The sequence below is a fragment of the Pedobacter psychrodurus genome (assembly GCF_004331735.1).
Taxonomy (GTDB): Bacteria; Bacteroidota; Bacteroidia; order Sphingobacteriales; family Sphingobacteriaceae; genus Pedobacter; species Pedobacter psychrodurus.
The window spans coordinates 1-20992 of the sequence record NZ_SJSO01000031.1 but is presented as its reverse complement, the minus strand read 5'-3'; the positions used below and the strand labels follow the sequence as shown (position 1 = coordinate 20992).

Annotated in this window: 17 protein-coding genes and 1 pseudogene; all 18 read right to left on the bottom strand. The window is 38.6% G+C overall.

What is annotated here, in order from left to right:
• Positions 1 to 150: 150 nt before the first annotated feature.
• Positions 151 to 1287 carry a GDP-mannose 4,6-dehydratase gene (gmd, locus tag EZ456_RS23255; protein WP_131534324.1) on the bottom strand — a complete coding sequence of 379 codons (1137 nt, stop codon included), beginning with the start codon at positions 1285 to 1287 and terminating at the stop codon, positions 151 to 153.
• Positions 1288 to 1644: 357 nt separating this feature from the next.
• A complete protein-coding gene (locus EZ456_RS23250) occupies positions 1645 to 1839 on the bottom strand; it encodes a hypothetical protein (RefSeq protein ID WP_131534322.1) in 195 nt (64 codons plus the stop codon).
• A gap of 1051 nt (positions 1840 to 2890) precedes the next feature.
• The gene (locus EZ456_RS23245) at positions 2891 to 4168 is read right to left on the bottom strand and encodes a nucleotide sugar dehydrogenase (RefSeq protein ID WP_131534320.1); all 1278 of its coding nucleotides are present in this window, start codon (positions 4166 to 4168) and stop codon (positions 2891 to 2893) included.
• 452 nt (positions 4169 to 4620) lie between these two features.
• A complete protein-coding gene (rfbA, locus tag EZ456_RS23240) occupies positions 4621 to 5481 on the bottom strand; it encodes a glucose-1-phosphate thymidylyltransferase RfbA (RefSeq protein ID WP_131534318.1) in 861 nt (286 codons plus the stop codon).
• 72 nt (positions 5482 to 5553) lie between these two features.
• Positions 5554 to 6411: a dTDP-4-dehydrorhamnose reductase gene (rfbD, locus tag EZ456_RS23235; RefSeq protein WP_131534316.1), complete on the bottom strand. Its 858-nt coding sequence runs from the start codon at positions 6409 to 6411 to the stop codon at positions 5554 to 5556.
• Entirely contained in the window at positions 6408 to 6956 is a 549-nt protein-coding gene (rfbC, locus tag EZ456_RS23230) for a dTDP-4-dehydrorhamnose 3,5-epimerase (protein WP_131534314.1), read from the bottom strand. The genes rfbD and rfbC overlap by 4 nt, the downstream gene beginning before the upstream one ends.
• Positions 6956 to 8008 carry a dTDP-glucose 4,6-dehydratase gene (rfbB, locus tag EZ456_RS23225; RefSeq protein WP_131534312.1) on the bottom strand — a complete coding sequence of 351 codons (1053 nt, stop codon included), beginning with the start codon at positions 8006 to 8008 and terminating at the stop codon, positions 6956 to 6958. Before rfbB ends, rfbC begins: the two co-directional genes overlap by 1 nt.
• 348 nt (positions 8009 to 8356) lie before the next feature.
• Positions 8357 to 8920 carry a DUF3109 family protein gene (locus EZ456_RS23220; RefSeq protein WP_131534371.1) on the bottom strand — a complete coding sequence of 188 codons (564 nt, stop codon included), beginning with the start codon at positions 8918 to 8920 and terminating at the stop codon, positions 8357 to 8359.
• 2 nt (positions 8921 to 8922) lie between these two features.
• A complete protein-coding gene (locus EZ456_RS23215) occupies positions 8923 to 9696 on the bottom strand; it encodes a DUF3108 domain-containing protein (RefSeq protein WP_131534310.1) in 774 nt (257 codons plus the stop codon).
• Between the two features lie 307 nt (positions 9697 to 10003).
• Positions 10004 to 10519, bottom strand: a complete 516-nt coding sequence (locus EZ456_RS23210) for a DUF2480 family protein (protein ID WP_029278574.1) — start codon at positions 10517 to 10519, stop codon at positions 10004 to 10006.
• 65 nt (positions 10520 to 10584) lie between these two features.
• The gene (locus tag EZ456_RS23205) at positions 10585 to 12669 is read right to left on the bottom strand and encodes a peptidylprolyl isomerase (RefSeq protein ID WP_131534308.1); all 2085 of its coding nucleotides are present in this window, start codon (positions 12667 to 12669) and stop codon (positions 10585 to 10587) included.
• 264 nt (positions 12670 to 12933) lie between these two features.
• Entirely contained in the window at positions 12934 to 13506 is a 573-nt protein-coding gene (locus EZ456_RS23200) for a hypothetical protein (protein ID WP_131534306.1), read from the bottom strand.
• Complete coding sequence (locus tag EZ456_RS23195) at positions 13506 to 14798, bottom strand: OmpP1/FadL family transporter (RefSeq protein ID WP_225876605.1); 1293 nt, start codon at positions 14796 to 14798, stop codon at positions 13506 to 13508. Before EZ456_RS23195 ends, EZ456_RS23200 begins: the two co-directional genes overlap by 1 nt.
• 1 nt (position 14799) lies before the next feature.
• Entirely contained in the window at positions 14800 to 15534 is a 735-nt protein-coding gene (locus EZ456_RS23190; RefSeq protein WP_131534302.1) for a type III pantothenate kinase, read from the bottom strand.
• 155 nt (positions 15535 to 15689) lie between these two features.
• Positions 15690 to 16670, bottom strand: coding sequence for a DUF6427 family protein (locus EZ456_RS23185; RefSeq protein WP_131534300.1), 981 nt, complete (start codon positions 16668 to 16670; stop codon positions 15690 to 15692).
• Between the two features lie 1528 nt (positions 16671 to 18198).
• A complete protein-coding gene (locus EZ456_RS23180) occupies positions 18199 to 19188 on the bottom strand; it encodes a glycosyltransferase family protein (RefSeq protein ID WP_131534298.1) in 990 nt (329 codons plus the stop codon).
• 20 nt (positions 19189 to 19208) lie between these two features.
• On the bottom strand, positions 19209 to 20063 hold the full coding sequence (locus EZ456_RS23175) for a UDP-2,3-diacylglucosamine diphosphatase (protein WP_131534295.1): 855 nt from the start codon (positions 20061 to 20063) through the stop codon (positions 19209 to 19211).
• 685 nt (positions 20064 to 20748) lie between these two features.
• Positions 20749 to 20992, bottom strand: a pseudogene (locus EZ456_RS23170) (hypothetical protein); the annotation flags it as partial.

Below are 20992 nucleotides of genomic sequence, written 5' to 3'. Positions count from 1 at the left end.
AAATTCAATTTAAATTTTGTCAGTCTAAAGGATAATTTATTTCATAAAATCAACAAATGACTTTTTTTAATTAAGTTTTGCAATATTGTTTTTTAGCCTTTCCCTTTCAGGGGAAAGGTGCTGATAGGCAGATAGGGTGTATACTCCCTGCTATTCAAAATAATTCAAAGTTTTAAAGCCGCCCTCTTTTAAATACTCATCCTTTTTCATTAAATGAAGATCAGAAATAACCATATCTTTAACCAAGGCGGCAAGATCATATTTAGGTGCCCAGCCCAATTGCGTTTTAGATTTAGTCGGATCACCCAACAATAAATCCACTTCAGTTGGCCTGAAATATTTAGGATCTACCTTTACTACTGTGCTGCCTAAAAACAGTTTTTCAGGATCTAAGCCTAAACGGCTAAGCACCTCCACATCTAACCCTATAATTACCCCTTTTTCGTTTTCATCTTTTCCTGAAAATTCGATATCAATCCCCAATTCGGCAAAACTCATGCGAACAAAATCGCGAACAGTAGTAGTAATACCGGTTGCAATCACGAAATCTTCAGGTTTATCCTGTTGTAAAATTAACCACATGGCTTCAATATAATCTTTAGCATGACCCCAATCTCTTTGAGCAGAAAGGTTTCCCAGATATAGGCATTTTTGCAAACCTAAAGCAATTTTAGCGGCAGCCCTTGTAATTTTACGTGTAACAAACGTTTCACCCCGTAATGGACTTTCGTGATTAAATAAAATGCCATTACATGCAAACATATTGTAGGCCTCTCTGTAATTAACCGTAATCCAATAGGCATACATCTTCGCTACGGCATAAGGAGAGCGTGGATAAAAAGGGGTAGTTTCGCTTTGTGGAACAGCCTGAACTAAACCATATAGTTCTGAAGTACTGGCTTGGTAGACTCTGGTTTTCTCGGTTAACCCCAAAATACGTACCGCTTCTAAAAGTCTTAAGGTACCAATGCCATCGGCATTAGCGGTATACTCTGGCATTTCGAAACTCACATGTACATGGCTCATGGCCGCAAGGTTATAAATTTCATCAGGCTGTGTTTCCTGAATAATACGGATTAAATTGGTCGAATCAGTTAAATCGCCGTAATGCAATTTGAAATGAACATTCTGCTCATGTTGATCCTGATAAAGGTGATCGATACGATCGGTATTAAATGATGACGAACGTCTCTTTAATCCATGCACAAAATAACCCTTTTTCAGCAAAAATTCTGCTAAATAAGCACCATCTTGTCCTGTAACACCTGTAATTAAAGCAACCTTCATATTCACTGATAATTTTTATAAGCTACAAACATACAGAATAATTTATTTGATTGATAAGCGATTTTAAAATGGTATTTAAATCTTATTGTCCCTATCAAACATGATCAAATGGCTGCTTAGGTTCGTACTATTGAGGCGTGCGCTCATCCCATTTCATGCCTTTTACTTGCAACGGTAATGTACCTTCTTTACCTTTTAACCTGAGTTCGATTAATTAGCATACAAAAATTTGATTTGAGGATACTTTTTGGCAATTCAATCAATTTTTTATTGCCTGCATGTTCGGGTGGGACGATTTTAAAGATTTCGATAACACGCTTGTTCAAGCGGTTCAGGAGATCGATCTAAGCATAAAGTTTAACGAGCGAGGCAAAATGCTTTTCTGATATAAGTTGCATTTTTACCGGCTGTACCAAAATCGGGACTGCTTTTCTTACTGGTTTTGCTGTTTGTAAGTAGCTTTTGTCTTACAACATCCTTACTTCCGCATTTGTAAAAAACAAGATCGCCCAGTTGCCCGTTAATTTTTATTATTCCATTCCGGAGAGCCATAATTTTAGTATATTAGGTTAAACAAAAGGACGATCACTCAATTTAATCGATCTGATTAAAAATTCCAAAAAATATCCCAAACCCCACCTTTACGCCACATTTACCCCACGTTTACTCCAGCTTCCGGCCAGGCCTGGCTGCACCCTGCTGTGTACTAAACTGCCTGCTGCTTCGACCCCCCTTCGGTAGGACCGAGGCTTCGTTGCAGGTGGGCTATTCATGAAGTTTGCATTACTTTCGATTAGCAGGTTAAGAATAGCTAAATAAAAGGTGAAGAAAAAGATAACTTAGGGTTTATTTGGTCTATAGCTATGTCGGAGCAGCCCGGGTGTGGCGGCAAAAACCAAGACAACAGGTTGGCTCCGTTTATCAGATTACTTTACCGACAAATCGGTACAGGCTGGCCCGCTCAAGCCTGACCTTACACTCACAGTTATCGAGCGTATTAATTTATTGTCATTAAGATTAGCTTTGCTGAGCAATCGTGGTTAAGGCCTCTGCCTGGATGATGCCCACCGTATTAAAAAACATAAAACAGCAATTAACCGCCAAGGCAACAAGAACACAAAGCCATTGTACGCCGTTGCTTTATACCTATTAAGCACGGCCTTAAGTCAACTAAACCCGATTGGATGAATGCTCCCGGTTTTTTTCTATCGGGGCAGAAAGGAAAGCGGGTCTATTGGAACCGATGCGCACAAAACCTGCTTTCCAAAAACCCTTTATAAATATTAAGGCACCAAAAACACCTGCTAACGCCCCGCAATCTTCGCACCTTGGTGACTTGGTTGTAAAAACATCAATGAACCCCTCTAAGAAGATTGCTTTACCCACAAATGGGTACAGGCTGGCTCGCTCAATTCCGGCCTCGAATCCGATAGCTATAGGATGACGAATTATTGCTATTAAGATTAGCTTTGCTGAGCACTTCGTGGTTCCCGCCTGAGCGAGAATGACGCACGTTGTTAATGATACTCTTCATAACTGTAATGATGTGGTAAAGAAAGGGTAAAGCGAAACAGCCAAACTGAGCAGGTTAGAAGCGAAGTGCTTATAACCTGGCATCAACCAAATTCCTGTCGATAAAAGATTTGGTATCAAAAATGAGTGTCCCATTTTCTTTAATACTGCGATAATCAATGTCTAAAAACTGCTGGTGCGCCACAGCAAGGATAACAGCATCGTAATGTTTAAACTGATCATCATCAATCATTTCGATGCCATACTCCGCTTTCACTTCATCCCTATTAGCCCATGGATCATATACATCAACCTGCATGCTAAAAGCGTTGAGTTCTTTATAGATATCGATTACCCTTGTATTTCTGGTATCAGGACAATTTTCTTTGAAAGCGAAACCTAATATTAGGGCTTTAGCGCCATTAATTACTTTATCTCTGGCCACCAACATTTTAATAACCTTATTGGCCACAAACATGCCCATATTATCGTTCACCCTCCGGCCAGATAGGATTACTTCGGGTTTATAGCCTAAAGACTCTGATTTATGCGCTAAATAATAGGGATCTACACCAATGCAATGCCCCCCAACTAAACCCGGTTTATAATTGAGAAAATTCCATTTGGTTGCAGCAGCAGCCAACACATCTGTTGTATCAATGCCCATGCGATCGAAAATTAAGGCCAGTTCGTTTACAAAAGAGATATTTACATCCCGCTGTGCATTTTCTATCGCTTTTGAGGCTTCTGCTACTTTCATGCTGGGGGCAAGATGAGTACCGACTGTGATAATAGAAGCGTAAAGTTGGTCTATCTCCAGGGCTACTTCAGGCGTGGAGCCTGAGGTTACCTTTTTAATTTTGGTAAGGGTATTAATTTTATCTCCAGGATTAATCCGTTCTGGGGAATAGCCACAGAAAAAATCGATATTATATTTTAATCCTGAAATTTTTTCTAAAACCGGCACGCAATCTTCTTCGGTGCAGCCCGGATAAACGGTCGATTCATAAATGACGATATCACCTGCTTTAAGTACAATACCCAACATTTTACTGGCTGCAAGTAAAGGTTGCAGATCTGGCCGCTTGAGCTGATCGATAGGAGTAGGTACGGTTACGATATAGATTGTGCAAGCGGCGAGGTCGGCCAGGCTGGCACTCAATGTTAAGCCTCCTTCGGATACAGAAAGTACAGTTTTCAGATCCTCCAGATTGGCCTCATTTGTCCGGTCCTGTAACTGATTTAACTCAGCTACCCGTCCCTCATTCGTATCAAAACCAATTACCTTATATTTTTTAGCAAATTCGATAGCCAGTGGCAACCCTACATAACCTAATCCAATAATGGCTAGCTGCTTTTTTATATTCATTTTTCTTTTGGTAATTGGGCAAAGATAAGATAAATCAGGAAAGCTTAATTGTGCCGGATTCAATGGGGTATCTTTTTACCACAAAGCGCACAGAGAAAAAAGCACAGAGCACACAGAGTTGGATGGAGGGTAATTCTTAAATGAACCCACATCTCTTACATGGCAAAAACTTCAGATACTTCTGTAAAGATCTTTTGCTGGGATAGCGATTAACGGTCGTCATCTCGACTGAAGCGCAGCGAAATGGAGAGATCTATGTTAGTAAGATTTAGCTTCGCTGGGCACTATGTGGTTCTCGACTACGTTGCACTCCGCTCGAAATGACGATACTTCGAGGAGATTTAGAAATTACCCCTAAGGCCGATAACGCACTAAAAAGTAAATCGCCAATCGATACATGGCATCAATTGGTGATTTAGAATTACGCGTATATTAAACTATACTAAAACTTCTTATTTAATCTGCTTCAACAGATAACTACCATAGCCGCTTTTAACCAATGGCGTAGCGATAGCCCTAAGCTGTTCTGCATCGATAAAGCCCATACGGTAAGCAATTTCTTCAATACAACCGATCTTTAAGCCTTGTCTTTCTTCGATAATCTGTACAAATTGCCCGGCCTGCATTAAAGAGGTAAATGTTCCGGTATCTAACCAGGCCGTTCCACGGCTTAATACACCTACTTTTAATTTACCACGTTCTAAGTACACGCGATTTACATCAGTAATTTCGTATTCTCCACGTGGCGAGGGTTTAATATTTTTGGCAATTTCTACTACTTCGTTATCATAAAAATATAAACCTGGTACTGCGTAGTCTGATTTGGGCTGAACAGGTTTTTCTTCAATAGAAATGGCTTTTTTATCAGCGTCAAACTCCACCACACCATAACGTTCAGGATCAGCAACTTGGTAAGCAAATACCACACCTCCGTCAGGATCGGAACTGGCCTGTAGTAATTTGGCCATGCCATCGCCGTGGAAAATATTATCGCCCAGAACAAGCGCTACTTTATCTTGACCGATAAATTCTTCGCCGATAACAAAAGCCTGCGCCAAACCATTTGGTTCAGCCTGCACGGCATAACTAAATTTACATCCTAAAGATGCGCCATCGCCCAATAATTTTTCAAAGTTCGGTAGATCATGCGGAGTAGAGATAATCAGAATTTCTTTTATCCCAGCCAACATCAAGGTCGACAAAGGATAATAGATCATCGGTTTATCGTAAACCGGCATCATCTGTTTACTACAGGCAAGCGTTAAGGGATGCAAACGTGTTCCGCTGCCACCAGCTAAGATTATACCTTTCATATTAGTATTAGAGTTAAGATTTGAGACATTAGATTTGAGATGAATGACGCTATCTCAACATCTGTATCACTTCTATTTATTAATTTGTTTTATACATTCCACCAGGCTATCTCTCCAGTAAGGGATTTCAATATTGAATGTATTTTTTATTTTAGATTTATCCATCACCGAAAATGCCGGCCGGGTAGCTTTGGTTGGATAAGCAGACCCCGGAATAGGGTTTACTTTAACCACAGTTTCACTAATATCAAAAATAGCCTTTGCAAAATCGAACCATGAAGTTACGCCCTCATTGCTATAGTGGTATACGCCATAAGCGGTAGAGGAAGAAGTTATGATATCAAAAATTGCATTTGCCAGATCAATCGCATAAGTAGGGGTACCCACCTGATCAGCAATGATATTCAATTCATCACGCTCAGCTCCAAGTTTGAGCATGGTTTTCACAAAGTTGTTGGCATATTCGGAATATAACCAGCTGGTACGGATGATAAAATGAGCCGGCAACGTAGTTGCAACAGCTTTTTCTCCGTCTAATTTTGTTACACCATAAACATTGATGGGTTTAGCTTCATCTTCTTCTTTTAGCAACTTTACATCATTCCCTTCGAAAACGAAATCGGTAGACACATGAACCAAGGTTGCGCCATTTACCAAACAGGCCGAAGCCAGGTAAGCTGCCCCTGTTTCATTAATCGCTTTTGCCAGATCAACTTCATCTTCTGCTTTATCAACAGCTGTATAAGCCGCACAGTTAATTACAAAAGCAGGTTGTTCTCTAGCCAAAAGATCATTCAAGCCGGCCTCATCCAAAATATTGGCGTCCTGTTCTGCAGGAAAAACAATTTCCGTAATTTCTCTTCGCTCCGCAACCACTTTTAAGCACTGGCCTAACTGTCCGCCGGCACCAATTACTAATATTTTGCTCATATGTGCTGTAAAACTGAAAATGGTTTTAAAAGTAGGTCTTTATCTGAAATAGCTTGATCTTCTTCTGGAATTAACCAATCGATATTCAGGTCCGCATCGTTATAAATTACGCCAGTTTCTGAAGCTTTATTGAAAAAATTATCGCATTTATATAAAAACTCTGCGGTTTCACTTAATACAGAAAAGCCATGGACAAAACCTCTAGGGATGTATAATTGCAGTTTATTCTCGGCACTTAAGCGTACCGCGATGTGTTTACCGTAAGTAGGCGAACTTGGACGTACATCTACCGCTACATCCAACACCTCACCTTTGGTTACGCGGACTAACTTAGCCTGTGCAAACTCACCAGTTTGAGCATGTAAGCCTCTGATCACTCCATACGAAGAATAAGACTGATTGTCTTGAACAAATCTGCCCGACAAACCCGTTTTTTCTTCAAAGGTATCTTGATTAAAACTTTCAAAAAAATAACCCCTGGGATCCTCAAACACCCTAGGTTTAATAATCAAGCAGTCTTTTAATCCTGTTTGTTCAATTTCCATTATTTATTGCTGTACTGTTGTTCGTAATAAGATTGATAATTACCAGAGGTTACATTGTTTAACCAGTCTTCGTTTTGTAAATACCAGTCTACTGTTTTGGCCAAACCTTCTTCAAATTGTAAGCTTGGTACCCAATCCAATTGATTTTGTAGTTTGCTTGAATCAATCGCATAACGCAAATCGTGCCCGGCACGGTCGGTTACATAGGTAATCAGTTTAGCTGATTCTCCTGCTTCGCGACCAAGTTTTTGATCCATAATGGTACAAAGCAAATTGATCAGATCAATATTTTTCCACTCGTTATGACCACCAATGTTGTAAGTATCTCCTGTTTTCGAGTTGTGGAAAATCACGTCAATTGCCCGTGCATGGTCTTCTACCCATAACCAATCGCGTACATTTTCACCTTTACCATAAACGGGCACAGGTTTGTTATTTTTGATGTTATTAATGGCTAATGGGATCAATTTCTCCGGAAAATGATGAGAACCATAGTTGTTTGAGCAATTAGAAATTACACAGTCCATACCATAAGTATCGTGATAAGCCCTTACAAAATGATCAGAGCTTGCTTTCGATGCCGAATAGGGACTATGCGGGTCGTAAGCAGTAGTTTCAGTAAACATACCCTCTTCGCCCAAAGCACCATATACCTCATCGGTACTTACATGGTAAAAACGTTTTTTGTCGTAATCACCTTTCCAATATTCGCGGGCTGCATTTAATAAATTCACAGTGCCGATTACATTGGTAATTACAAAAGCTGTCGGATCAGAAATAGAACGATCTACATGGCTTTCTGCTGCAAGGTGGATCACCGCATCAAAATTTTCCGTTTTAAACAGATCAAACATTGCAGTAGCATCTGTGATGTCTTCCTTCACAAATTTATAATTTGGCTTATTTTCAATATCGGTTAAATTAGCCAGATTACCTGCGTAGGTAAGTTTATCTAAGTTTACAATCTCGTATTGAGGATAGTTATTTACAAAACGGCGAACTACATGAGAGCCAATAAAGCCCGCACCACCAGTGATTAAGATTTTTTTCACAGTTATTAAATGATTTTCAATTCCGCTAAAGTAAGTTAGATTTCCGCAAAAAACAACTTAAATTTGACATAAGCGGAAAACTGAACGAAATAATTTAGAAGTAATTAGCCCTTTTTAGTGTCCTTCACGAATATAAATAGATAACCTAATGATTACGATAGATATGCCTGGCTCAAGTATAGATGAAGCATAGATAAGGCATACCAAATATTTACCATCACCTTAACATTAATCAACACAGATAAGTGAGCAACAGATAAAACAATCAAATCTGTGTTTATCTGTGGTAAAAAAGTTTGAGTTAATAATCGGGTCTCAACTTCTACAAAATTCAAGAAAGAAATAAAATTACATCGCCGCTACCGAACTTTCTAACTCCTTATACCATTCTTCGCCGTATTTACGGATCAGTGGTCCTTTTAAAAAGCTGTATACGGGTACTTTAAGCTCACGCCCAAAAGTACAGGCATCGTGGCAGATGTGCCAGCGGTCGTAATTTAGCACCTCGAATTCTGGATATTTGGTTATCCGGATAGGATAGAGGTGACAGGAAATCGGTTTCTGCCAATCTACAATACCTTGCTCATAAGCCTTTTCAATCGCGCATTTGGTAATACCACCTTCGAACAGCACATAAGCGCATTCTTTATTTTTATCTACACAGGGGGTTGTTAAATCGCCATCTTCATCAACGACATACACACCCTGTTCTTCTATAGCCTTAATGCCTTTTTCATTTAACAGGTGTTTAATTTTTGGATAAATATCTTCTAAAATGGCTTTTTCTTCATTATCCAATGGTGCGCCCGAATCGCCTTCCACACAGCAGATCCCCTTACATTTGCTTAAATTGCAAACAAAGTTTTCTTTCAACACATCTTCGTGCACCAGCACCTGTTCAACTTCTATCATCATTATTCTTTTGCTAAAGCATATTTCAGCCCACTGGCCGACTTTAATTCCATGGTTACCGCACCAACCAATATCTCTACCTGGGCCTTTACCGGCACACGGTTTCCATCATCAGTAACCCAAAGGTATAACCTGCTATCTTTTTTAAAAATCCTGCCCGGTTTAATGGATGGACTAAACTTTAAACAGCGTATGTTACCTAACTTGCTTTTAATCGTTTCCTTACCAACATATTCAACCTCTAACGCGGAGATCTCATCTCCTAAAAAATAGTTCAGTTTAAACTTATCGCCAACTTTGATTTTACCGATATCCAGGCTTCGGGCAAAGTAATAAGCCGAAACCAGATCAAAAGTCTGATCGGTTGGTGTGGTAAAAGTTCCCCTGTTCGACACTACTTTTTTTGCACTCTGGGTAAAACGTGCCTTATCCTGGCGCTTGTAACTGGCCTCTCGTATATTCTCCTGATAAAAGTAGGGCAAGAGGCTGGTTTTATCAATATACGAATCGTAATGATCTCTGATCTTATAAAACACATCAAAGGTTCCCGAGGTCTGCGCATCTACCGTAAGTTTATAGGTAGATCGGTTATCAAACTTTAAATCAGAATTGCTTACTTTAATGGTAGCCTCTGCCGCGGTGATAAACCCGTACCTTAATTTATACTGTAAAACTTCACCGTCCTGAAATACTGCTTCTTTCTTCAGGGGAAGTTCCTGAGCCATTATCATAATACATCCAAAGATGCCTAATATTGTTAAAAGTATATGCTTCATTTGTTTATGTGTGTTTCAATTTTGCTAACAGCTGAAATCTAAATCTTTCTTTTTAATAGTTTAATTCCTGCACCATGAAAGGCTCAAGCATTGCATCACCGTTTCACTTAAAATCGGCCTGACAAATTTTCGGGTTTGTACTAACTAGCCATTGCACAAACTTTAAAACGAAAATTTTAAGCCGGCAATTTTGCTTCTTTTGTTGTCAAAAGAAGATAGGCCCGTCCGGCCAGGACACCAATAAATACTTTAAAGAAAAATAGATTTTTCAATTATTTATGAAGATATACAAAAAGCAAACCAAAATTTAATCTTTTCTTTTATATACAGGAACGGTAGAACAAGGTTCGCCAAACATAATACTTTTAACTACTGGTGTAAGCAGATTGGTTACCTCAACATAGGCTGAAACCGGAACATCAATATCCCCACATCCTTTTACCACCACCCGCTCGTTGGCATAATCTTGTGGATTAATTTTAGCCAGTGCCTTGGTAAATAAAACAGCCTCTAAGGTGTTTAAGTCGCCAAATACCACTTCATTAGCATATGGTTTTAGTTTATTCGCCAACAGCATATAAGCCCAGGTAGGAACAATTGCATCGGCCGAACAAATAATGGCTACATTCTTATCCTGATATTGCGCCCAATCGTGATTTTTAATAAATTCTCTAAAATCCTTCTCTCTTAGCATCAACCCATGAAATAGATTATCTACAATGTCATAAACTACTCTTTCGCCTTTATGATAAAAATCCTCCAGGTTTAAGGTTATTAAACCGCTGTTGGCTACTTTATTAATGATGTTTTCCTGAATTTCCATGGCCTTAAATAAAAAAACCGTTCCGACTAATCATCGGAACGGTTACAAAATTACGGAATTTCTATTTAATAGAATTTCACACGATTGTCTTTTATCTTCGCATTTTCCTGTAAAGCCTGGAAAGCCGATCCTAATGAACGCTGGCCTAAACTTAACATCATACTTTCTTTTTGTTTAAACATATTGGCAATTGGTGCAGGACTTGTAAATCCATCAACTGAAAATACATAAACACCACGCTCACCTTGAACAGGAGCAGATACTTTACCTGGCTGTGAACCGAAAACGCTTCCTACTAGCGCATTTTCTTGTGCTACACCTGGAATTACCGGATTAGCAAAAACAACATTCTGCACTGGGTTAACCGGACGTGCAACTTTAGCTGCAACCTGATCGATATTTCCTTTACCTGCGTTAGCTAATTTTTCTTTTAATTGTTTTGCTTTAACTGCATTAATTACCATTGGCTCAATTTCTTTCTTCACATCAGCTAAAGATAAAATACCTTTTGGACTGATTGTAGTTAAACGGGCCACAACATAAGCATTGCTCATGGTATAAATTTCAGGTAATACATCACCTTTATCTGCTACGTAAGCATCTTGGATTAATTTACGTGGATTATCTAATCCAGCTGCAAATCCCTGTGTTGATGCCACCTTATCAGCAACAGCAACTTTTAATCCTTTTTGTGCAGCAAATTTGCTAAAGTCGTTACCTTTTACTTCAGTTAAGAAATTGCTTGCTGCCTTGTAAGCAGCTGCCTGGGTTTTGCTACTTGCGTTTAATGCTTTTTCTACGTAAGCTAATTTAGCCACTTTAGATGAACCGATCTGTTTTTCGATTTTAAGCACATGGTAGCCAAACTGAGATTTTACGACTTTAAGATCTCCTGTTTTACCATCAAATGCAGCATTCTCAAACTCAGGTACCATAGCACCGCGGGCAAAAGCTGGCATTTCACCGCCTTTATCTTTCGAACCATCTACACTGTAGTTTTTAGCCAGTTCAGCAAAGTTTGCGCCTTTTAAAATTAATGCTTTTAATGAATCTGCTAACTTGAGTGCTTTATCTTCGCCACCAACTTTAGCCGGATCGATTAAGATGTGGCTTGCTTTTACCGAATCAGGAGAAATGCGGGTAGAAACTACCTTTACAATTTTGTAAGAGTTACCACTTAATTTAGGACCATAAAAACTGCCTGCTGGTAAAGCAAATACTGCTGAATCAATGGCTGGATCTAATTTACCTTTTGTGATATACGTAAACGGAACTTTTACGTCTGAATTGATTGCTGCGAAAAGTGAGTCGTTTTTAGCTACCTGGAAATCAGCAGCAATTTTATCAACCTGAGTTTTAATGGCCAATGAATCGGCTTTGGTTGGGCTGATGCTGAAAGTAACGTATTCGAAAGCACGTGTTTCTTGTAGATTGTTGAAACGTGCTTTGTTCTGATCATAATATTCCGAATAATCGCCGTCTGTTAATTTAACAGAAGCATCAGGAATAGAAGTATAATCTAAACTTACATATTTAAAGTTAGCCAGTTTATTGCGGTTGGTATACTCATCTGTAGCTTCTAAAGAAGTTACATAAACCGAATTACGGATTAAGTTAGAGTATTTTGTTTGCAATGCCTGGTTTTTAATCTCTTCCTGTAACATATTAGATTGTTGCAAAGCCTGAGGTTCTTTCGATTTTAGAAAGTTCATCAAGGTAGCACGGTCTAACTGTCCTGTTTGCGGGTTAGAGAAATACTGTTTAATTAGTGGACTAGGGTTTTGACCTTGTAATAAATCTACCAGTTCATCTTCAGAAATGGTTAAACCTAAACGATCATATTCTTTAGTTAACAAAACTTTTGCCAACTCTGCATTCCATGCCTGATCAACAGCCATAGCAGTCATTTGTGCATTTGCGCTGCCGCCATATTGTTGTTTCATTTGGTTTACACCTTGATCAACCTTCGGTCCGAATTCATCAATACTGATATCGTTACCATCAATAGACCCTACAACTTTTTGATCTGCTGCCCAAAAAGGTTTACCCACGTTAATTGCATCACCTACTAAAAATGCAACAATTGCAAAACCGATGGCAAAAACCAGAATATAGCCTGCACGGTTACGCAAAAATGTCATTAATCCCATATTGTAATTATAAATTTATTTAGTTCTTTTTTAAGAGGGCGCAAGATACAAATTTGCCTCAAAAAAGAAAACACAAAATTTTATTTATCAAGTGTTTAATTTTTAAGGTAATAGAAGTCCTATTTTAATGATAGAATGATAGAATTTTGAGTGATTGAATTAGAGAGTTAGTGGATGATTGAATGAGTATACCATGAATAATGATGAATAAACCCATTTAAACATTCTCTCATTCAAAACGCTATCATTCACTCATTTCGTCGGCTACGGCGCTACACCTTCCTTCATATTCAGTTCGCCGTTTCCGCTGTCCATTTCATATGTACTAAAATCCTGCGGGGCTTTAAAGTTGATGCCTTCGCCAATACTACCATCTACACCTTTAACATATACCCGTTGATTGGAATAAAAAATCTTCTTCGACTCATCCCAAATTAATTCCTGCGAAGAAAAAGTATCACCCTTGCTATTTTTTACAACTACGTTTTTTCTGAATTCGGTTTTAAGCTCGGTATCTTTCCTGATCGCGTAATCACATACCAGGTTTCCGTCAATGGTCCCGTTCGGATTATAGAAATCGATATTTACACCTTTAATCATTTCCTGGTAGGCGCTTCCATTGTTAGGCGTAACCTTATCCATTATTGGCGCATAGCCCTTTGCCTTAATTCTGGCCGAATCGCTATAAGTAATATCGACACCGATGGTCCGGTCTCTGGTTAAGATTACTTTATTTGATGAAACTGAATTGGCATTTTTTAGATCGTCATCTCCACAGGAAGCCAGAAAAAAAGGCAACACCAGAAACAGACCATATAAAAATGTCTTCAAATTCATTAGTCTACACGGTACTTACGGAACCAGGTATCGTTCAAGGTAAAACCTAAGTGGAAATTAATATACTTCTCCTGAACAAGATTATTGTTTAACGTTCCTCTTTGTCCGAGCTCGGTTGTAAAGTTGATTTTATAGAATGCTGTACCACCGCTACCAGTAGGCAATGGGAAGCCAAAACCTAATGATGCACCCATTTGTTTAATATCCTGATTACCGATTTTGATATAAGTTTTATCATAATTAAAACCAATGCGATAATCTACACGTTTCATATAACTATTATAAGAAAATGCATCTGGTGTCCACTGGCCACCCAAAGAAGCTCCCCAGCTATCTTGCAGGCCTTGGTTTACATTATTGATACTTGTTGCAGACCATTTACCCATTCTAAAATCGGCACCGATCAACCACTTATCATTTTGCTGGATAGAGATCCCAAAATTGTGGGTTAATGGTAAAGTAAGGTTAGATTTTCCGTTATTCACGATATTTAATGTATCGGCGGCAGGGTTTTCGTTACCACTCTGATCTCTTGTGTATAAAGTAGCAAAAGAAGTTTGTGTTGAATTTATTTTACCAGATGTACTTCCAGAATAACCCAGGGTCATAATTGTTTTTTTACCAATATTAAAATCGTACTGGATGCCATAAGAGTAATTTATACCGCCAACACTGTTTTTGTTTTGAAGTTTAGCGTTATAGGCGCCTACCGATTGAAATTCGGTAGCCCGGGTAGTTTGGAGGTTACCAAAAATATATTCTAAGTTACCACCAATTCTTAAATGATCGCCAAAACGATAGCCGTAACCCAAATAAGCCTTTGATAGGCCACCTTCGCCTTCATAAAGTTGATCAACAGTGGTTGTATCAACTTTAGCTGTGTTTCTGTAAGAATAACCTAAATCTGAATAAGGTAAAATACCAAAACTCAAGGCCGATCTTCTGGTAACAGGAGCCGCGAATGCCAAATGACTAAAAGTAGAATTGAAACTCGTTTCCTTTAAATTGTTTCGAGAAAGACTGGTTAAACCAGCACTCATTCCTACATCAATGGTGGTTAAAGTTATTCCAGCATAAGATGCAGGGTTTTGCATATTAATATAATTGAACCCTGTTACTTTACCTACTGCGGTAGAAATTCCACCCATCGCTCTCAACTGGGGCAACAAAGATCCCTTTATATTTCCAAGTCCATATCTTGAATATGGTGATGAAGTGGTAACCTGTGCCTGAGCACTTAAACCACAAACTAGAACGAGTATGGCTGCAATATAATTTATTCTTTTGTACATTTTAATCTGCAATAGCTTCATTTAATCCTTTTAATACTAAGTAAGGATCTTTTATAATTTGAGGCGCAAAGATGCTGTTTTGTAATTGTTTATACAAAAAATTAGCATCACCCCCCGTTATAATTACCTTCAGAGCACTTTCTTTTTTATTATTTAGGGCAATAAAGCCTTCAATTTCATTTATTATTCCTTGTAAAACGCCGTTCTTGATTGCCGATTGTGTATCAGTCCCCTCTACTATATCTTCATTCGCATCCCACTCTACAAAGGGCAAACGGCCAGTAAATTCGTGCACAGCCTTAAAACGCATGTTAATACCCGGGCTTATACTTCCGCCAAAATATTCTTTCGATCCGCTTAAAACATCATATGTAATACAGGTTCCAGCATCTACCACTAAACTTGCATTTGTTGGATGTAAGCCATTTGCACCCAAAATAGCAGCCCATCTATCTAATCCTAAAGTAACTGGCGTTTTATATCTATTCTGTACGCCATTCGTCAACAGGGTTGAAAAACGGATATACTCGGTATGCTTTTTTAAAAATACTTCTAATGGTCCAACTTCCTGGTTAACGCTACTGATGATGGATTTCGCGGGTGAAAACTTCTCAATTAATTGAGCCAAATCAAGTATTCCAAGTTTATTGAAACGCTGATGATGAACAATTTCCTGATTTGCAAAAACAGCAACCTTAACAGCAGAATTTCCAATATCAATGCTTAGCCTACGCATTTAAAATCTCCCACTGCAAATAATATGTTCTTAGAAATTCCAATGACTCCATTTTTTATCCATCTTGATTAAAACTAAAAAAGCTTTAATTCTAAAATCATGCACAAAGCTATTAATCTTTGTCAAGTTTCGGTCTAGTTATTTGTTAAAAAAGGTTAAACAAACAGAAAATACTGTATCGAAAGCACAAATAAAACGAACAATGTTTCGTAAAACCAACGTTTTTTGGCATTGCTAAAATAGTACGCTAACAGCACCGATCCTGGTGGTACGCAGAGCAAAAAATGCCAGGTCCTGAAATCGGGTTTAAGGTAAAAACTAGCTGCTGAAACAATAAACATGAAAAACAACAGCTGAAAACTTTTCCTCGTACTGATAAAACTCCTAAAGAAATTTTCGCGGAGTTGTAGTGATGCCAGTATGATAATTACAGTTACCGGGATCAACACCAGATAATCGTTATAGTTGATTTTAAAAACCGAAGGGAACTTATTGCCCAATGGTTTCCATATCTGATAAAATGAGCTTAAATTATCATTCCAATAATAAAATACGGCCAGAAAAAAGAAAACCGTAATAAAGCCAATTAGGCCAGCCACCCATTCGCGCCAGTTAAACGACCTAAAAAGCAACAGCGCTAAAAAGATCATGAGCAACATGGTCATAAATGGAAAATAGATTAATGTTCCAACTCCTATAATCATCCCAATATCGAAAACAGTGGTAATGGAATTCGCACTTTTACCCAGTTTTAAAAACTTATCTATAATCCAAATCAGCAGGAAGTTGCATAATAATGCCGGACTTAGGATCATAAAAGGCATAAACAAGCTTGTTCCTGTTATAAACATCAGCCCTGGAAGGAAACTGGGTTTGGCCAATAAATTATGATTGTTTACAACCCGATTGAAAGTTAAAGCCTGTACATAAACCAAAAGTGCCGCGATAAAAATATTGGTATAGGGAGTAAAGGCATTATCTAAATCTATATTGATCAGCAATCGCGCAAAGGGTTCCAAAAAATCGAAATTCAGCTTATCGTGCGTTTCATGAAAAATGGCAATACGCAAAAAGAAAGTGTACGCCAGCAAGAATACGAGGTTAATAGGATTTAGCTTTCTGAACTGATTAATCATGCCTTTTTTAAGAGTAGGCAAAGTAAAGAAAATAATTTAACAGTAGCAGAAGAAAGACCAAAGCTTAAAGACTAAAGACCAAAGGAGAAAGACCAAAGTCCAAAGGAGAAAAGACTAAAGGTAGAATTCATATTGCCAAATATTGGTCAGTCTGGTCCGATAGCTATCGGACGTAGTCGAAGACCGTTTGGTAAATAAAAAGTAGAAAAGCTGATGAGGGGAGTTCTGTTCTTTTTTAGAAAAGCAGGGTCCTGTTTGTATCGGTTCCGATAGTCCTGCCATCCGCTTTACCTCTCTGCGTTCGGTGCCCGCTACTGTCAGGTTTAGATTACGCAGTACAATGCTACCAACTAAGCCTACCCAGAAAAACCAAAGCTTAAAGACTAAAGCAGGGACGCATTAGTTATCTATCTCATAAAGATTTGTCAGTCTGAGCGGAGTCGAAGACCATTTGGTAAATAAAAAAGTAGAAAAGCTGATGAGGGGAGTTCTGTTATTTTTAGAAAAGGAGGTTACTGTTTGTATCGGTTCCGATAGTCCTGCCATCCGCTTTACCTCACTACGTTCGCTGCCCGCTCCTGTCAGGTTTAGATTACGCAGTACAATGCTACCGACTAAGTCTAAGCAGAAAAACCAAAGCGCTTAAAGACTAAAGCAGGGACGTATTAGTTATCTATCTCATAAAGATTTGTCAGTCTGAGCGGAGTCGAAGACCGTTTGGCTAATGAAAAAAGCAGAAAAGGGAGTTCTGTTATTTTTAGAAAAGCAGGTTCCTGTTTGTATCGGTTCCGATAGTCCTGCCATCCGCTTTACCTCACTGCGTTCGGTGCCCGCTCCTGTCAGGTTTAAATTACGTGGTACTGTGCCACGGATTAGAATAAGCCTAAGACCAAAGCGGATAAGTAGCAGCGGACGATGCATAGCTAACCATCCCCAAAAGTGCTGCTATACGTTAAAATAAACCCGGGAATAGCGGCAGACCCAATCCTTTACCGAAGAATCGGCACTAAACTAGCATCGGGCTATATCGAATAACGGGGCTGTATAAGCCAAAAGCTACCGGCATTCATTTCCAAATGAACCAAATAACTGTAATGACTAAATTCATCGCAGAGATCCTTGGACTACACTAGCATTGACAGATTCCAAAAATCCGCGTCATCTCGACTGGAGTGCAACGGAATGGAGAGATCCTTGAAGCAAGTATTGAAATGAAATTTAAAAGATTTCTCCACTACGGTCGAAATGACGATACTTCGAGACCGTTTATCTCCTTAAAATCATCTGTTATTTATATTGATTTTATACAAATAAATATCCCTACCAATGACAGATTCTGAAAATCGTCGTCTTTCCCGCGCAGGCGGGAATCTTAATGCAACCTACAAACCCCTATCAAGGCATTACGATTCCCAATCATTTGGGAATGACGAACCGCTAAAACCTGTCATTGCAACTCCAATGTTTTTTAGTTTAAAACTAACCTCTCAGGATGACAATCCGAGGGCGATCTACTTAAGACTCAAGACTAAACTCTAGCATACTTCTTCACCATATCATCAATGATCTGGGCCGTTTCATCCGGAAAATCGAACTCGTGCTTTTGAGGATTTTCTACCCAGTTTTTAATAATAGGCAACCAGTTTCTGGTACTTCCCCAAATTACAGGCAAACCAAACTGTTTTAAGGCGTAGGCATTACATTGCTGTTCAAACTGGAAACGCATAGGCGCAACCAACAGCTTTTTCTTTAAATAAAGTGCTTCTGCGGGGCCTTCGAAACCACCGCCAGTAAACAAACCTTCGCAGGTGGCCAGGCTTTTATTAAATTTTTCATTGTTAACAGGCTCCACAAAAACATTACCTTCCTGGTAGGCAACTTTACTGTGTTTAGAGAAAACCTGCCATGTAACCTCAGGCAGCTGTGTAAAAAGCTTTACTAAACGTTTATCGTCAATGGCTGGAAGATAGACGGTATAATGTCCTAAATTTTCACTCTTCAGATTTCGAATCTCCGCCCTGATTACCGGGGTATGGATAAAAGTGTCGTAGCGGTCGAAATGAAAGCCAATGTGGTATTTGGTTGGCGCATAGCGGCTCAAAATAAGCTTCCCCCAATCTAAAGTTCTTGGACGGGGTACTTTTTTAGATTTAAATGCCGCCTGATGGCTCAATGACACACATTCTATGCCCTGTAGCTTACAGGCCCAGGCGCTTACAGGTTCAAAATCGTTAACAATTAAATTGTACTCTTTTAGCGGTAGTTGCTTCATGTCTTTCCTAAAGCGGAAAAGATTCATGTTTAGCCATGTTTTAAAATGGTCTACACCACCTTTTTTCCCAAAGATAAAACTGAAGCCATGCAATTGGTATTTTACGGGCTGACTGAGTTTTACATCGGCCTGTGTTCCACTTACTAAAATATCCAATTCGCCATACTGCTGAAGCAAAGGAATAATTTCCCTCGCCCTGCTGATATGACCATTACCTGTTCCCTGTATTGCGTAAAGTATCTTCATTTATGCCCGAATATCTAAAATTATTGGGCAATTTCATATTTTATATTCTGTAAAAGAATATTTATGTCTAGTTTACTTTTTAAATCCTCAGCATCAGAAAGGATTCCTTCGTCCAATTCATCCTTCATAAAATGTTGGTGCTCATATTTAAAAACCGTCCAGTTTTTATTTTCATATTCTAAAGCAGTTAAACTTTCTACCCAATCTCCACTGTTCAAATAAAGCACTTTACCATCTTCGGTGGCAATTTCGCGCTGCTCAGCCTGGTGGATGTGACCACAAACTACATACTGATAACCTTTTTCGATAGCCAGTTCTGCTGCAGTTTGCTCAAAACTATTGATGAACTTGACAGCATCTTTAAATTTAGCTTTGATTTTTTTCGAAAAGCTCATCTTTTCCCTTCCAAATGCTGTAAGTACCCAGTTTACAAAACTATTAATGAGGATTAGTGTATCGTAACCAACTGCGCCAAGTTTAGCCAGCCATTTAGAATGCTGCATGGTTACATCAAAAATATCACCATGAAAGAACCATGCTTTTTTACCATCCAGCTCTAAAATTAACTTATTCTGGAGATGGAAAGTCCCCATTTCCATACCATCAAATTTGCGGAGCATCTCGTCATGATTTCCGGTTAGGTAGTGAACCTGAACACCCTCAGATACGAATTTCATCAGTTTACGAATTACTTTCATATGCGATTCGGGCCAATAACTTTTGCTAAACTGCCAGATATCGATAATATCACCGTTTAGAATTAATGTTTTGGGTTTTATGCTCTTAAGGTATTTTAGAAGTTCTTTTGCATGGCAACCATAGGTGCCTAAATGTACATCGGATATAACGACTACATCGACATTTCTTTTATCCATAAACGAGAAATTTTAGGGGGAAGGATTTTATTACCGCTCGAATAAAGCAGTTCAGAGATAAATTAGTTGTGTTACCACTCCTCTTCCTCATCGAGTTTTACCTCAAAGGGGCTAAAGAAATAAAGTACAACAATTAATAAGCATACGGCAAAGAATGATTCTAACATATCATCTGATTTACATTACAAAGGTAAGACTCTGTATATCAAACAAATGTTACGACATTGTTAAATTATTATTCTATTTGATAAAGATTGTTAAAATGACATTCGAAGGGGTTATTTGTTCAATAGTTCATTAGTATGGTTAATGGTATAAATTGGTTAACTAGAAGATTTAGAGATTAGTTCCTTCTCATAGATCCTGAAACAAGTCCAGGAGGACGAACGCGTAGGATTAATTGACTTAAGACTAAGGGCATGGGACTAGCCTTTTCCATTTTACATTTTACATCCTTAAAGATCCTTCGACTACGCTACCATTGACGTTATTTTTAATTATCTATTAATGAGTGACTTGTATTAAATATGTACTTCGCTCAGCTAGGCCATAGCACCGTATCTCCGTTCTACTTAAATCCGGCCTAACAAATTTTTCGGGCTTTACTGCCCCAGCCATCCCCCTAACTTCGAAAGAAAAATTTTCAGCCGGTGTTTTTTGTTTCTTTTACTATATAACAAAAAGATCAAGCCACCTGTAACTTTAATGCATTGAGTGCTTTTTCCAGTGCTGCAATCCGTACTTTTTTCTGCTTTTGTAGATGTTCTTCATTGTTTAATGGATTGAATGACTGCTTCTCAGTAACCATTTTATAATAGATGCATGCTAGTTTTCGTGCTGTGGCTACTATGGCATATTTATAGCCGCCTTTACTTTTCATTTTTCTAAAAAAATGTCCTAGTAAATGGTTGCTATTCTGAACTCCACCA